The organism is Streptomyces sp. NPDC046303 (genome assembly GCF_055588085.1).
Genome location: NZ_JBVJFA010000001.1, coordinates 98,503 through 112,648 on the forward strand (window position 1 = coordinate 98,503; position 14,146 = coordinate 112,648).

General features: G+C 73.2%; 11 protein-coding genes. 5 read left to right on the plus strand and 6 right to left on the minus strand.

Annotation, left to right across the window (positions count from 1 at the left end):
• Nucleotides 1–7 precede the first annotated feature (7 nt).
• From ACZ6I1_RS00465 to ACZ6I1_RS00480, 4 genes are all read right to left on the minus strand, one after another.
• The gene (locus ACZ6I1_RS00465) at nucleotides 8–1,657 is read right to left on the minus strand and encodes a GMC oxidoreductase (protein WP_469281530.1); all 1,650 of its coding nucleotides are present in this window, start codon (nucleotides 1,655–1,657) and stop codon (nucleotides 8–10) included.
• Nucleotides 1,658–1,747: 90 nt separating this feature from the next.
• The gene (locus tag ACZ6I1_RS00470; protein ID WP_469281531.1) at nucleotides 1,748–2,392 is read right to left on the minus strand and encodes a DUF6629 family protein; all 645 of its coding nucleotides are present in this window, start codon (nucleotides 2,390–2,392) and stop codon (nucleotides 1,748–1,750) included.
• A 24-nt stretch (nucleotides 2,393–2,416) separates the two neighbouring features.
• The gene (locus ACZ6I1_RS00475) at nucleotides 2,417–3,523 is read right to left on the minus strand and encodes an agmatine deiminase family protein (RefSeq protein WP_469281532.1); all 1,107 of its coding nucleotides are present in this window, start codon (nucleotides 3,521–3,523) and stop codon (nucleotides 2,417–2,419) included.
• 60 nt (nucleotides 3,524–3,583) lie between these two features.
• Nucleotides 3,584–5,080, minus strand: coding sequence for an MFS transporter (locus tag ACZ6I1_RS00480; protein ID WP_469281534.1), 1,497 nt, complete (start codon nucleotides 5,078–5,080; stop codon nucleotides 3,584–3,586).
• A gap of 179 nt (nucleotides 5,081–5,259) precedes the next feature.
• Between ACZ6I1_RS00480 and ACZ6I1_RS00485 the strand changes: the two genes are divergently transcribed.
• From ACZ6I1_RS00485 to ACZ6I1_RS00495, 3 genes are all read left to right on the plus strand, one after another.
• The gene (locus tag ACZ6I1_RS00485; RefSeq protein ID WP_469281536.1) at nucleotides 5,260–8,829 is read left to right on the plus strand and encodes a S8 family serine peptidase; all 3,570 of its coding nucleotides are present in this window, start codon (nucleotides 5,260–5,262) and stop codon (nucleotides 8,827–8,829) included.
• A 164-nt stretch (nucleotides 8,830–8,993) separates the two neighbouring features.
• Nucleotides 8,994–9,761 (plus strand): serine hydrolase domain-containing protein, encoded by a 768-nt coding sequence (locus ACZ6I1_RS00490; RefSeq protein ID WP_469281537.1) that lies wholly within the window; start codon nucleotides 8,994–8,996, stop codon nucleotides 9,759–9,761.
• Between the two features lie 82 nt (nucleotides 9,762–9,843).
• On the plus strand, nucleotides 9,844–10,830 hold the full coding sequence (locus ACZ6I1_RS00495; protein ID WP_469281539.1) for a hypothetical protein: 987 nt from the start codon (nucleotides 9,844–9,846) through the stop codon (nucleotides 10,828–10,830).
• Nucleotides 10,831–10,845: 15 nt separating this feature from the next.
• Here the strand turns inward: ACZ6I1_RS00495 and ACZ6I1_RS00500 are convergent, their stop codons facing one another.
• Both ACZ6I1_RS00500 and ACZ6I1_RS00505 read right to left on the minus strand, forming a co-directional pair.
• A complete protein-coding gene (locus ACZ6I1_RS00500; protein ID WP_469281541.1) occupies nucleotides 10,846–12,243 on the minus strand; it encodes a GntT/GntP/DsdX family permease in 1,398 nt (465 codons plus the stop codon).
• A gap of 16 nt (nucleotides 12,244–12,259) precedes the next feature.
• A complete protein-coding gene (locus ACZ6I1_RS00505; RefSeq protein WP_469281543.1) occupies nucleotides 12,260–12,820 on the minus strand; it encodes a gluconokinase in 561 nt (186 codons plus the stop codon).
• 107 nt (nucleotides 12,821–12,927) lie between these two features.
• On the opposite strand from ACZ6I1_RS00505, the gene ACZ6I1_RS00510 reads away from it, so the two are divergent.
• Nucleotides 12,928–13,644 (plus strand): FadR/GntR family transcriptional regulator, encoded by a 717-nt coding sequence (locus ACZ6I1_RS00510; protein ID WP_469281545.1) that lies wholly within the window; start codon nucleotides 12,928–12,930, stop codon nucleotides 13,642–13,644.
• Between the two features lie 114 nt (nucleotides 13,645–13,758).
• Entirely contained in the window at nucleotides 13,759–14,109 is a 351-nt protein-coding gene (locus tag ACZ6I1_RS00515; RefSeq protein ID WP_469281547.1) for a hypothetical protein, read from the plus strand.
• Nucleotides 14,110–14,146: the final 37 nt, after the last annotated feature.

Sequence of the window (14,146 nt, forward strand, 5' to 3'; positions counted from 1 at the left end):
CACGTGGCTACAGGTCGGTGGCGATGATCTTCTCGATGTTCCGTTCGGCGAGGGCCGTGATGGTGACGAACGGGTTGACGCTGGTGTTGCCGGGGATCAGCGCGCCGTCGATCACGTACAGGCCGGTGTAGCCGTGCAGGCGGCCGTAGTTGTCGGTGGCCTTGTCCAGCACCGCGCCGCCGAGCGGGTGGTAGGTGAGGTGGTCGCCCCAGATCTTGTGGGTGCCGAACAGGTCCGTCCGGTAGATCGTCCCCTCCTTCGAGTTGATCTTGTCGAAGATGGTCTTGGCCATGTCGATGGACGGCTGCTTCCACGCCGTCTGCCAGTCGAGTTCGACCTTGCCCGCCGCCGCGTTCCAGGAGAACCGGGCGCGGTGCGGGTTCTTGGTGATCGAGAGGTAGAAGGACGCGTACGTCTCGATGCCCGTCGGCAGCGGGGCGACCTCGGCGAACGCGCCGCCCGCGTCCCAGTTGTCGATGCCGCCGCAGGGAATGGCGGCCTGCACCTTGCCGGTCGGGTCCCACATGTGGTTGGCACGGCCGCACATGACGTTGCCGTTGTCGCCCCAGCCCTTGCCGATCTCGTCGTTGAGGAGGGGCAGGACACCGGTGGCCTTGAGCTTCACGAGCAGCTTGCTGGTGCCGACGCTGCCGGCCGCGAAGAACACCCGGTCGGAGGTCACGGTCTTGGTGGCCGAGACGGTGCCGTCGGTGGTCAGCTGGTTGATGGTGACGGTGTAGCCGCCGCCGGAGGCGGGAGCGACCGAGGTGACCTGGTGCAGGGGGGAGATGGAGACCCTGCCGGTGGCCTTGGCGGCCGCGATGTAGGTCTGCTGGAGCGACTTCTTGCCGTGGTTGTTGCCGTAGAGGATCTCGCCGTCCACCGCGGACTTGGGGACGGTGCCGGCCGCCTCCTGCTTCATGTAGTCCCAGTCGTAGACGTCGGGGACGAAGACGAAGGGGAATCCGGAGCGCTGGGCGTGCTTGCGGCCGACGCGGGCGTACTGGTAGCAGGCGACGGTGTCGAACCAGGCCGGGTCGATGAGGCCCACCCCCAGTCCGGCGTTGGCGCGCGGATAGTACGTGCTGTACATCTCGTCGGCGTTCACCGACGGCAGGACGGCACTGAAGTTCGCCCGCTTGGGGGTGACGGCCATGCCGCCGTTGACGAGCGAGCCGCCGCCGACCCCGCGGCCCTGGTAGACGATGATCCCGCCCATTTCCTCGGCGTCGAGGATGCCCGTGTACTTGGGGACGGCCTTGTCGATCGGGAATCCGAGGAAGTTGCTGAGCGGCGCCTTGGTCTTGGTGCGCAGCCAGTAGGAGCGGTAGTCGGGATTGGTCGTGTGGGCGAAGATCTTGCCGTCGCTGCCCGGGGTGTCCCAGGCCATGCCCATCTCGACCATGTGGACGTCGACGCCGGCCTGGGCGAGGCGAAGGGCGGCGACGGACCCGCCGTACCCGGTGCCGATCACCAGGACCGGCACGCGGGCCCCGTCGTCGAGGGCGGCCGCGGTGGCGGCGGTCTGTGCCGCATGGGCGGAGGGGGTGACTTGCGCGGAGAGGGCCACGGCCCCCAGAATAGAACCTGTTCTTGCGAGGAAACCGCGACGGGAAAACCCGTGTGAACCGTTTCTGGGCACGCCGATATCGTTCATGTGACGTTCCTCACTCTCGGCTGAATGAGAACGAGTTCTACTGCCAGGTGCTTGTGAAGTCACTAGATACCTCGGGGTAACTTCGCGCCTTCAAGCCGCTCGCGTCGCCGCATGCGCGGCCCCGGGCCGCCGCACCCAGCCCAGGACCAGCAGGGACGCGACCGCGGCGAACGCGCACCAGGTGGAGGCGAATTCCAGCCGCCACAGGGCCGCGCAGACCACGGCGCCGACGGCCAGCAGGGCGCCGAGCAGCCGGAGCAGCCGGTCGCCCGCGAGCAGCAGGGTGCCGAGCGTGGCGAACAGGTAGGCGGCGACGACGAGCGGCGCGTACGGCACGTCCACGCCGTAGCCGATCGTGTGGCCGCGCAGTTCCGCGGTCACCGGCCGGGTCGCGAGAAAGTACGAGAGGACCGCGCCGGTGGCGAGGCCGGCGGCCGACGGCCCCCACAGGCGGCGCCGGACCCCCGGCGCGGCCGCGACCAGCACTCCGAGCGGCACCCAGACGGCCAGCAGCGGGAGGGCGATCACGGCCCAGGCGGTCGCGGCCGCCGAGCAGCCGCCGCCCGAAGTCCAGACGGCGGCCTCGACCAGCTGGTGTGCGCCCAGCAGCAGCGGGAGCGCGGCGACGGGCAGGTCGCGGGCCCGCCGGGCGCGTACGGTGTGCACCACGCACGCGAGCCCGGCGGCGGTGATGACCGTGCCCGCCGTCAGATCGGCCGTCGCGCTCCAGCACATGGCGTCACGTCACAGGGTGTCGCATCACGTCGCGGCCGGCTGCTGCATGGTCGAACAGTGGATGCCCCCGCCGCCGCCCATCAGCCGGTCCACGTCGAGCTGCACGACCGTGCGGCCGGGAAAGGCCGCGGCCAGCGCCTGCCGGGCTCCGGCGTCCGCGGCCTCGTCCCCGAACCGCGCGGTGATCACGGCGCCGTTGACGAGGTGGAAGTTCAGGTACGAGTCCACGAAACCGGGATGGCCGGAGCGCGGGGTCCGCGGTCCGTGCACCCGGATGACCTGGAGTCGGCGGCCCCTGGCGTCGGTGGCGGCGGACAGGAGGGAGAGCTGTTCGCGGGCGTCCCTCGCCCAGATGTCGGTACGGTCCGCGGGCGGCACCTGGACCATCACCACGCCGGGCCGCACGAACCGGGAGGTGACGTCGATGTGGTCGTCGGTGATGTCCTGCCCCTTGATCCCGGGCACCCAGATCATCTTGTCCGCGCCGTAGGCGGCGAGCACCTCGGCCTCGACCTGGGCCCGGTTCAGCCCCGGATTGCGGTTCTCGTTGACCAGGCTGCTCTCGGTGGCCAGCACGGTCCCGTCGCCGTCGGTCTCCACCGCGCCGCCCTCGCCCACGAAACCGGCGACCGTGAAGGGCAGGGACGCGTGCGCCGCGAGCAGCCGGGCCACGGCGGCGTCCTTGCGGTGGGTCTGCTTGCCGCCCCAGCCGTTGAAGTTCAGGCCGACCGCGTCCACCGCCCCGGCGCCGTCGCGGCGGAAGACCGGCCCGCTGTCGCGCATCCAGAGGTCGTCGACCGGGACCGAGGAGAGGACGGTCACGGCGGAGCCGCAGCGGGCTCTGGCGCCGGCGGCCGCGCTCTCGCCGGCCGCGCACATCAGCACCGGCTCGTAGCGGGCTACGGTGCGGGCGATCAGGGCGATGTCCTGCTGCACTCCGGCGAGGTCGCGGCCCCAGGTCGCACGGCTGGAGGGCCAGGCCATCCAGGTGCGTACGTGCCGCACGTCGTCGGACGGCACGCTCATCCGCCCGGCGGCGGCCCGGGCGGGCGATGTGGCGAGGGCGCCGAGGGTCACTCCGGCGGCGCCGGCGCCGGCCGATCGCAGCACCGTTCTGCGGCTGGGATGCACGCGCACCTCCGGGGGAGGGGGCGGATGGGAGGTCACCGCACTGTCGCATTGACTGAATTTTCAGTCAAGGCGCCGGCTCCCCTCCTCCCTCGAAGGTTCAAGCGGCGGAGCGGCTACCGCGCAGTGCGTCTGGCACTCCGGGTGGCAGGCCCCCGGCGCGGGGGACCGCACGGTCGCCCACGCCACGACGGCGCCTGCCGCGAACGTCCCCGCGCACCAGAACATGGCACGCCCGAAGGCGCCGTCGAACTGGGCCGCCGAGCGGTACGACTCCGGGGCCATCCCGGCCAGCAGCGGCAGCGCCGCCACCGCGAGCAGCCCGGCCGCCCGCGCCGCGGCATTGTTGATGCCACTGGCCAGCCCCGCCCGCCCCGGGTCGACCGAGGCCAGTACGGTCGAGGTCAGCGGAGCCACCAGGATCACCAGGCCCAGGCCCATCACGGCCATCGCCGGCAGCACGTCCTGCGCGTACGAGGCGTCCGGGCCCACCCGCAGCATCAGCAGCGTCCCGGCCGCGCACACCAGCGGCCCGACCGTGAGCGGGATCCGCGGCCCGATCCGCTCCCCGAGCTCCCCGGAGCGGGCCGACAGCAGCAGCATCAGCGCGGTGGTCGGCAGCATCGCCGCTCCGGCGGCCAGTGCGGAGTATCCGGACACCACCTGGAGCTGGAGTACGACGAGGAAGAAGAAGCCGCCGAGGGCCGCGTACACGCACAGGGTGACCAGGTTGACGGCCGTGAACTGCCGGGAGGCGAAGATCGCCGGCGGCAGCATCGGTTCCGCGCGCCGCCGCTCCACCTGGACGAACGCACCGCCGAGCAGGACGCCGGCGACCGCCGCCGCCACCACCGGCACCGTGGCGGACCGGGCCTCGATCAGCGCGTAGGTGAGCAGCGCCAGCGAGGCCGCCCCCAGGATCGCGCCGGCCACGTCGAACCGCCCCTGCGCCTGCGGATCGCGGGATTCCGGTACGTGCCGCAGTGCCACCGGGACGCACAGCGCGGCCAGCGGCACGTTCAGCAGGAACACCCAGCGCCAGCCGGGCCCGTCGACCAGCCAGCCGCCGAGGAACGGTCCCACGGCCGCGCCCACCCCGCCCAGCCCCGACCACAGGCCCACCGCCCTGGCCCGGTCCTCCGGCCGGATCGAGCCCTGGATCAGGGCGAGCGAACCGGGGGTCAGCAGCGCTCCGCCGATGCCCTGGAGGGCACGGGCCGCCACCAGCACCGCGGCGTTCGGCGCGATGCCGCACAGCAGCGAGCCCACCGCGAACCACACCACGCCGAGTACGAAGATCCGGCGGCGCCCGAAGCGGTCGCCGAGCGCCCCGCCGACCAGGATCAGCCCGGCCAGGGTCAGCAGGTACGCGTTGACCGTCCACTGGAGGACGGCCAGGTCGGCGTCGAGGTCCCGCCCGATCCGGGGGAGGGCGACGTTGGCCACCGTCGAGTCCAGCAGGGCCATGCTCGAACCGAGCACGGTGGTGAGCAGGATCCAACGGCCCCGCGCGGACGCCAGCGGGACGCCGGGTTCGGCCGGCCGGGTGGGTGTGGTCATGACTCCAGGCTGGCCCGCCGGGGCGCCGGGGGCCACCGGGCGGGTGCCGGGGCGGGAGCGGCTCAATAGGCCCTCTTGTAATGGACATGCCCGTCAATCACCATGACCCGCGCACACATCGGACACATCACGCACCCTCTTCCCGCACAACCTGCACACGGCGTACGAGGAGACAACACGTGGCCCAACGCACCAGGCGATCCTTACGCGCGGCGCTCGCCGCCCTCACCTCGCTCCTGCTCCTCCCCCTCGGCGCGGGCGTCGCCGCAGCCGCCCCGACCGCGGACCCCCGCCCGAGCGGCCCCGGCGCGGCCGAACGCAAGATCGAACCCAAGCTCCGGGCCCAGCTCGACGGCACCGGCAAGGCGGCCTTCTGGGTCTACCTCGACAGCGCCGCCGACCTCACCGCCGCGAAGACGCAGCAGACCCGCGCCGCCAAGGCCGGGACCGTGCTCCGGGCCAAGCAGGAGCACGCCGCCCGCAGCCAGGCCGGGGTGCTCAAGGCCCTCGAAGCCGCCCAGGCCGAGTACACCTCGTACTGGATCGTGAACGCCGTCCGCGTCGTCGGCAGCGAGAAGCTCGCCGGCACCCTCGCGCAGCGTCCCGAAGTGGCCCGGATAGACGCCGACGACAAGGTCGAGCTGCCCGCGCCCGCCGAGGGGCGGCGCGAGCAGGCCGCGGCCGACGCCGTCGAGTGGAACATCGACCGCATCAAGGCCCCCCAGGTCTGGGAACAGGCCGGAGTGCGCGGCGAGGGCATCGTCGTCGCCAACATCGACAGCGGGGTGGACCACACCCACCCCGCCGTGAACAACCAGTACCGCGGCAAGAACGCCGACGGCACCTACAGCCACGCCTACAACTGGTTCGACCCCGCCGGGGTCTGCGCCGCTGCCGCCCCCTGCGACAACAACGACCACGGCACCCACACCATGGGCACGATGGTCGGCGACGACGGCGGCGCCAACAAGATCGGTGTCGCCCCGGGCGCCCGGTGGATCGCCGCCAAGGGCTGCGAGACCAACTCCTGCTCCGAGGCCTCGCTGCTCGCCTCCGGCCAGTGGATCGTCGCCCCCACCGACCAGAACGGCCAGAACCCGCGCCCCGACCTCGCCCCGCACATCGTCAACAACTCCTGGGGCAGCGCCGCGCACGACGACTGGTACCAGCAGATCGTCGACACCTGGCGGGCCGCCGGCATCTTCCCGGCCTTCTCCAACGGCAATTCCGGGCCCGGCTGCGCCACCAGCGGCTCGCCCGGCGACTACGCGAGCTCCTACAGCTCCGGCGCCTTCGACATCAACAACGCGATCGCGTCGTTCTCCTCGCGCGGCGCGGGCCCCGGCGGCGTCATCAAGCCGAACATCGCCGCGCCGGGCGTGAACGTACGCTCCTCCGTCCCCGGCGGCGGGTACGAGGCCTTCTCCGGCACCTCCATGGCCTCCCCGCACACCGCGGCCACCGTGGCCCTGCTCTGGTCCGCCGCGCCCGCCCTCGAAGGCGACGTCGCACAGACCGAAGCCCTGCTCGACGGCACCGCCCAGGACACCGAGAGCGCCCAGTGCGGCGGCAGCTCCGCCGACAACAACGTCTTCGGGGAGGGCAGGCTCGACGCCCTCGCCGCCGTGAACGGCGCCCCGCGCGGCGCCGTCGGCGCGCTCGCCGGCACCGTCCGTTCCGACGGCGCGCCGGTCGCCGGCGCCACCGTCACCGCCGACGGACCCATCGACCGTACGACGACCACCGCGGCCGACGGCACGTACCGCTTCGCCGCCCTGTCGGTGGGCGACTACGGAGTGAGCGCCGCCAAGTTCGGCTACGCAGCGCAGGCGGCGACGGTCGCCGTCACCGAAAACGCCACGGCCACCGGCGACTTCACCCTCGTCCAGGCCGCCTCCGGCAAGCTCAGCGGCACCGTCACCGCCGCGTCCGGCCCCGCCGCGGGAGCCGCCGTCACCATCGCGGACACCCCCGTGACCGCGACCACCGACGCGCAGGGCCGCTTCGAGGTCACCCTGCCCCACGGCACCTACGACGTGCGGGCCACCCACTCCTCCCGCTGCGTCACCGGCGGCACCGCCAAGGCCACCGTCGCGGGTGACGCCACCGTCACGGTGAACCTGCCCGAGCGCACCGACGGCTACGGCTACGCCTGCGCCGCCGCCGGCGACCGCCCGTACCCCGCGGGCAGCCGGCAGCTCGCACTGACCGGCGACAACACCACCGAGCGCGTCGACCTGCCCTTCCCGCTGCCGCTCTACGGCAAGACGTACGCCCAGGCCTGGATCGGGACCAACGGCACCGTCAGCTTCGGCGGCAACCACACCGCCGACATCAACGGCGACCTGCCGAGCACCGCCACCCCGAACGCGGCCCTCTACCCCTTCTGGGACGACCTCGTCGTCGGCGCGGCCGGCACCGGATCGGGTGTCTTCACGGCCGTCACGGGCACCGCCCCGCACCGCAGTTACGTCATCGAGTGGCGCGAGGTGTCCCACTGGTCGGCGCAGGCCGAGAAGTTCTCCTTCTCGGCGTCCATCGGCGAGGACGGCAGCGTCTCCTACGCCTACAAGGGGACCGGCGGCACCGGCATCAAGGGCGGCTCCACGGCCACGGTCGGCGTGGAGAACGCCACCGGTACGGATGCCTTCAGGTACTCCTTCAACACCCCGGTCCTCACGGACGGCCTGGGCATCTCCTTCCGCACCACCAAGAGCGGCGTGGTGGCGGGCCGGGTCCTGGACGCCAACGACGGCAACGGCGTGGCGGGCGCCACCGTGACCGTCGGCACGGGCGACTCGGCCGTATCGGCCACCACGGCGGCGGACGGCGGATACGTGGTCCAGAGCCCGTCCGGTGCGCGGGCCGTCTCCCTCGCCGCGCCGCACTACGAGTCCGGGCAGGCGACCGTCGACGTCAAGGCGGCCGACGTCACGACGGTGACGCAGTCGCTGCGCACCGGCCAGGTGACGGCGTCCAAGCCCGCCGTGGAGGTCGTCCTCCCGGCGGACCAGCGGCGGACCCGGAGCCTGGACCTGACCAACCCGGGCCTCGGCACGGCCTTCACGGTCACCGAGGACGCGGCCTGGCTGACGGCCACGCCGGGCACCGGAAACCTTCCGACGGGCGCCAGGACCCCGCTCACCCTGGCGGTGGACACGACCGGGCTGACCCCCGGGTCAGTCCTGACCGCGGACCTGAAGATCACGTCAGCCAGCGGCCGGACCCCGGTCCTGACCGTTCCCGTCAAGGTCGTCGTCCCGCGCTACCAGGTCGCCCTGGACGCGGGCGCCGACTCCCCGGGCACGGACGTCCTGGGCGACGGCTGGTCCCCGGACCGCAAGTACACGGCGGGCTCGTACGGCTACCAGGGCAGCACCTCCGTCCGGACCACCAGCCGCACCATCGCCGGCACGGACGACCAGCGGCTGTTCCGCAACGCGCGCGAGGGCATGTACGAGTACCGCTTCGACAACGTGCCGAACGGCACCTACACGGTGGAACTGGGCTTCGCCGAGCTCTCGTCCACCCGGCCGAACAAGCGCGTCTTCGACGTGCTGGCCGAGGGCCGGCAGGTCCTGCCCTCCCTGGACATCTCCCTGGAGGCGGGCACGTACACCGCCCTGACCCGTACGTACACGGTCACGGTGACGGACGGGGTGCTCAACGTCCGCTTCGTCACGCACACCGGATTCGGCAAACCCCTGCTCAACACCCTCCGGGTGACCGACCGCCCCGACCAGGGCTGACCGCACGACGCGCGGGGCGGGGCGCTCCCGGGCGCCCCGCCCCCCGCGGAGCACTGGGGCGCATGCGGAGTGGGCGCATTCGGGTGGGGGCATTCGGGTGGGGGAGACCGACTCCGTACAGACACGCCCGGGAAGCCGCGCCGGGCTCGCTAGCCTGAGCGACCATGACGCTCCTGAGCGACCAGGCCGACGACATCCGGGCCCTCGTGGGCTCCGCCGACCCCGGGGCCGTCTGGGCCGTGGGCGGCCCCGACGCGGTCCACGCGGCCTCGCACACCGGCGACGACGCGGTCTTCGACGTCGGCGCCCTCGCCGCGGTCCTCGCCCTCTGGCCCGCCATCGGCAGCCTCGTCGAGGAGGGCGCGCTGCGGCTGCACACGCCGCTCGCCGCCTACGGGGAGGAGGCCGCCGCGGGGACCCCCGCCGGCACCACCGCCCACCACCTGCTCACCCACGCCGACGGGACCGCCGCCCTCACCCGTCTCGCCGAGCACCTCTCCGGCAGCCCCCTCGACGAACTCGCCGCGACCCGGGTGTGGCAGCCCCTGGGCATGACCCGCACCCGGTTCGCCGACGGAACCCTGCACGCGCCCCTCGCCGACCTCGTCCGCTTCCTGAGCCACCTGGTGGCCCCGCCCGGATCGGCCGGCCCGACGGCCATCACCCCCGCCTGGACGGCCGAGTCCCTGCGCATCCGCACCGGTGAACTCACCCCCGCGCGCGGCCTCCTGTGGCACCCGGCCCCGCACGGCGTCTGGGCCCACCCCGCCCCGGCGGCCACCGGCCCGGCCCTGTGGGTCCGTCCGGGCCGCCGCCGCTGGGCGCTGATCCTGCCGACCCTCCCGCCCGGCCGGCCCACCACCCTCCGCTCCGCCTTCCGGGACGCAGCCTTCGCCCTGCCCGGTGCCGTGCCCGGTGCCGTGACCGGATAGGCGCCGGCGCTCGGAGCGCGGGGTCCGCGGGAGCGACGTACGGTGAAGCCGATGTCACCGCCGCTGACCACGCGAGGACCCCATGCCCGACGCCGTGACCTCCGCGCCCGACACCACGGACGTCTGCCTGCTCGACGACCTGTGCCGTGAACTCGCCGAGGCCGCCGACGCGGTCGGCGAGGCCGCCGGCTACGCCTCCGGGCTGGCCCTCGGAGCCCGCCTGCCCGCCACCGCGCTCACCCGCGGAGGTCTGCGCCGGCACGGCTGGCGCACCCTGTTGCGGACCCTCACCGACCCGGCGGGCCTGGGCTGGGCGCCGCGCGGCCGGGGCGTCGCGGCGCGGGCCGGACGGCTGGCGGGGACGCTGACGGGCCGCGAGAGCCTGGCGGTCAGCGTCGCCGTCTGCGGGCTCAGGGCCCGGATCCGGGCCGCGCACGCCCGCCGCCCCGAGCTCCTGAAGGATCCCGGCGCGGCGGCCGTCCTCGGGGCCGTCGCGGAAGGCCGGCAGACCGAGGCCGTCCGCCTGTTCCGGGGCATCGTGCGCGAGCGGGGCGCCGAGCACGCCTTCTCGCTGCTGACCCCGGCCTTCGCCGACATCCTGGCCTGGCACGCGCTGACCGACGCCAACCCGTTCAACGATCACGCGGGCTGGCAGGTCGCCACCGGCCGGGCCGTGCCCGCCGCGCCGCTCCTCGGACTGGGCGCCGCCTTCCGCGCGTTCTGCGACCGCGGCCCCGGTCTGCCCGCCGACGGTGCCCGGGACGTGGAAACCGCCGGGGACGCGGCGCAGCCGCCGCGGCCCGCGCCCCGGCGGCTGCGGCCGGTCCCGCCGCTGGGCCCGGACCCGTACCGGCGCCCGCACCGGCCCGGCAGCCTGCGCGGCCATGCCGCCGCGCTGCGCTCCCACGCGGTGCGGCTGCGCGCGACGCTGGCCGCACCCGCCTGGCGGGTCCCGCAGGACGACGCCCTGCGCGCCGAGGTCGCGGTCCTCGCCGGCCGCTGCGCCACCGCGGCGAACGGCTTCGCCCTGGCGGCGGCCCAGCTCGGCGAGGAGCGCCTGCCGGCCTGATCCGCAAGACCGGCGTCAGAGCACCAGGGACAGCAGCAGGACGAAGCCCAGGCCGACCACCGAGATGACGGTCTCCATCACCGACCAGGTCTTCAGGGTCTGCCCGACGGTCATCCCGAAGTACTCCTTGACCAGCCAGAATCCGGCGTCGTTGACGTGGCTGAAGAACAGCGAGCCCGCCCCGATCGCGAGGACCAGCAGCGCGGTCTGCGTGGTGGACGTGCCCGCGGCGAGCGGGGCCACCAGACCGGCCGCCGAGATCGTCGCCACCGTCGCGGAACCCGTGGCCAGGCGGATGGCCACGGCGATGAGCCAGGCCAGCAGGAGGGTCGGTATGGCCCAGTCCTTCGACAGGTCCAGGATCATCCCGCCGACGCCCACGTCGATCAGGGTCTGCTTGAAGCCGCCGCCCGCGCCGACGATCAGCAGGATGCCGGCGATCGGGGCCAGCGACTTCTCGACCGTCGTGGACAGCCGCGCCCTGGTGAAGCCGGCCGCCCGGCCGAGCGTGAACATGCCCACCAACACCGCCGCGAGCAGCGCGATCAGCGGGGAGCCCGCGACGTCGGTGACGCGCTGCACCGTGTGGGCCGGGTCGTTGACCACGATGTCGACCAGGGCCTTGACCAGCATCAGCGCCACCGGCAGCAGCACGGTGAAGACGGTCGCCCCGAACCGGGGGCGGTGCTCCAGCTCCGCCGAGGGCCGCTGCGGAATCAAGTGCTCCGGCGCCGGGACGTCCACCCACCGGGCCGCGTACCGGGAGAACAGCGGCCCGGAGATGATCACCGTCGGAATCGCCACGAGCACACCGAGCGCGAGGGTGACCCCCAGGTTCGCGTGGAGCGCGTCGATGGCGACGAGGGGCCCGGGGTGCGGCGGGATCAGCCCGTGCATCACGGACAGGCCGGCCAGCGCGGGGATGCCGATCCGCATCAGCGAGTAGGTGCCCCGCTTGGCCACCAGCAGCACCACCGGGATCAGCAGCACGATGCCGACCTCGAAGAACAGCGGCAGCCCGATCACCGAGGCGATCAGCACCATGGCCCACGGCATGGCCCGGCCCTTGGCCCTGGCCAGGATCGTGTCGACGATCTCGTCCGCGCCGCCCGAGTCCGCGAGCAGTCTGCCGAGGATCGCACCGAGGGCGATCAGGACGCCCACGCCCGCGACCGTCGAGCCGAGTCCGGCGGTGAAGCCGGCGATGGTCTTCGCCCACGGCGCGCCCGCGAACGCCCCGAGGGCCAGTGAGCCGACCGTCAGTGCCAGGAAGGCGTGCAGTTTGAGGCGGGTGATGAGCAGGACGATGACGGCGATGCCCGCGAGCACGGCGATGCCGAGCTGGGTGTTCCCGGCCGAGGTGATCGGTCCGGTGCCCGCCGCTGCCAGTGTCTCGGCGCTGAGACCGGTCACGGTGACGCTTCCTTCGTTAGTTCTCGGGTGTGGGGAGCTCGCGCAGGGCGGCCAGCGCCCGTGCGGTGATGTCTTCCGGGGAGCCGGAGACGTCGACGGCGAGGCCGAGTTCGTCATCCTGGAGGGGCTCCAGGGTGGCGAACTGCGAATCCAGCAGGACGGCGGGCATGAAGTGGCCCGTGCGGGCCGCCATCCGCCGCTCGATCAGCGGGCGTTCACCGGTCAGGTGGACGAAGACCGCCCCGGGGGCCGGGGCCGCGGCCCGCAACCGGTCGCGGTAGGAGCGCTTGAGCGCCGAGGCCGCGACCACCCCGCCGCTGCCGCCGGTCCCGGCCCGGCCGCGGATCCAGTCGCCGATGGCGTCGAGCCAGGGCCACCGGTCGGCGTCGTCCAGCGGGATGCCGGCCGACATCTTCGCGACGTTGGCCGCGGGGTGGAAGGCGTCGCCCTCCGCGTACGGAAGGGCCAGTGCCTCGGCGAGGAGCCGGCCCACGGTCGTCTTGCCCGTGCCGGCCACGCCCATCACCACAATGACGCGCTGGGAGCTCACGTCGTACCTCGCTGTCCTCGTCGACATCGGTCCGCGTGGGCACCACTGAAGCTCATTAAGTAGTACTTATTCAAGTGGTGATCGGTAAAACATCGCATCTTTTGTTCGCCGGGGCGTCATCGTACGCTTACGCCATGACCACCGAAGGCAGTCCTGGACCGGGACAGGGGCTCCACTCCCACGTACTGGACACCCTCGGGCTCGCCATCACGGCGGGGGAGTACCCGCCCGGCAGCGTGCTGCGCACGGACGAGATCGCCGAACGCTTCGACGCCTCGCGCACCGTGGTGCGGGAGGTCGTCCGGGTCCTGGAGTCGATGAGCCTGGTCGAGTCCCGCCGCCGGGTCGGGGTCACCGTGCGCCCCACCGAAGAGTGGAACGTCTACGACCCGAGGGTCATCCGCTGGCGGCTGGCCGGCACCGACCGGCCCCGGCAGCTGCGCTCCCTCACCGTGCTGCGGTCCGCGATCGAGCCCGTCGCGGCCGGGCTCGCCGCGGCCCGGGCCACCCCCGAGCAGTGCGCCGAGCTGACCGAAGCCGCCCTCGGCATGGTCCGCACCTCGCGCGGCCACCAGCTCGACGGCTACCTGCGCCACGACATCGCCTTCCACCGCGTCGTGCTGAACGCCTCCGGCAACGAGATGTTCGCCCGCCTCGGCGACGTCGTCGCCGAAGTGCTGACCGGCCGCACCGAACACGCGGTGATGTTCCACGACCCCGACCCTGCGGCCGTCACCCTGCACGTGCGGGTGGCCGAAGCGGTACGGGAGGGCGACGCGGCGCGCGCCGAGGCACTGACCCGGCAGATCGCCGTGGGCGCCCTCGAGGAGCTGGACGTACTCGCCCCGTAAGGACCGTTGCCCCGTCCCGGAAGGCGAAAGCCGCTGCTGAATAATGGCGGTGAGCAGCAGAAGCATCAGAAGACGCCGGGAACACGTGGTGGTCCGGCAGGAGAAGGAGCCCCGATGGACGTGCAGCACTTCGAGCGGATCACCGCCTTCATCGAGGCGCGGCTCACCCCGCTGTTCGACGCGGAGACCGGAAGCGAGTACGGCTTCGGGATGGACGACACGTCCCGCGCGCTGCGCGCACTGCGCAACGCCGTCCTCGAGGCCTCCGCCATCAAGGGCCTCATCGCGCAGCGGGATGCGGCGGACCCGGCCATGCGCCGCGTCATCGACCAGTCGGTCGAGCACAACTGGGACGTGCTGCGCGGCATCGCCCGCCAGTGGGAGGACCACGCCGACTTCCGCCACGAGTTCAAGCACCACGCGTGGGAACTCGACCACCACCACCACGCCGCCGTGGAGAGCTGACCCCGGCCCCGGCGGGGGTCAGCCCCATTCACCTGAC

Coding starts and splice junctions, on each gene's coding strand:
- ACZ6I1_RS00495 (WP_469281539.1), top strand. CDS start 9,844: ATGCCCGACGCCGTGACCTCCGCGCCCGACACCACGGACGTCTGCCTG.
- ACZ6I1_RS00490 (WP_469281537.1), top strand. CDS start 8,994: ATGACGCTCCTGAGCGACCAGGCCGACGACATCCGGGCCCTCGTGGGC.
- ACZ6I1_RS00510 (WP_469281545.1), top strand. CDS start 12,928: ATGACCACCGAAGGCAGTCCTGGACCGGGACAGGGGCTCCACTCCCAC.
- ACZ6I1_RS00505 (WP_469281543.1), bottom strand. CDS start 12,820: ATGTCGACGAGGACAGCGAGGTACGACGTGAGCTCCCAGCGCGTCATT.
- ACZ6I1_RS00515 (WP_469281547.1), top strand. CDS start 13,759: ATGGACGTGCAGCACTTCGAGCGGATCACCGCCTTCATCGAGGCGCGG.
- ACZ6I1_RS00470 (WP_469281531.1), bottom strand. CDS start 2,392: ATGTGCTGGAGCGCGACGGCCGATCTGACGGCGGGCACGGTCATCACC.
- ACZ6I1_RS00465 (WP_469281530.1), bottom strand. CDS start 1,657: ATGAACGATATCGGCGTGCCCAGAAACGGTTCACACGGGTTTTCCCGT.
- ACZ6I1_RS00480 (WP_469281534.1), bottom strand. CDS start 5,080: ATGACCACACCCACCCGGCCGGCCGAACCCGGCGTCCCGCTGGCGTCC.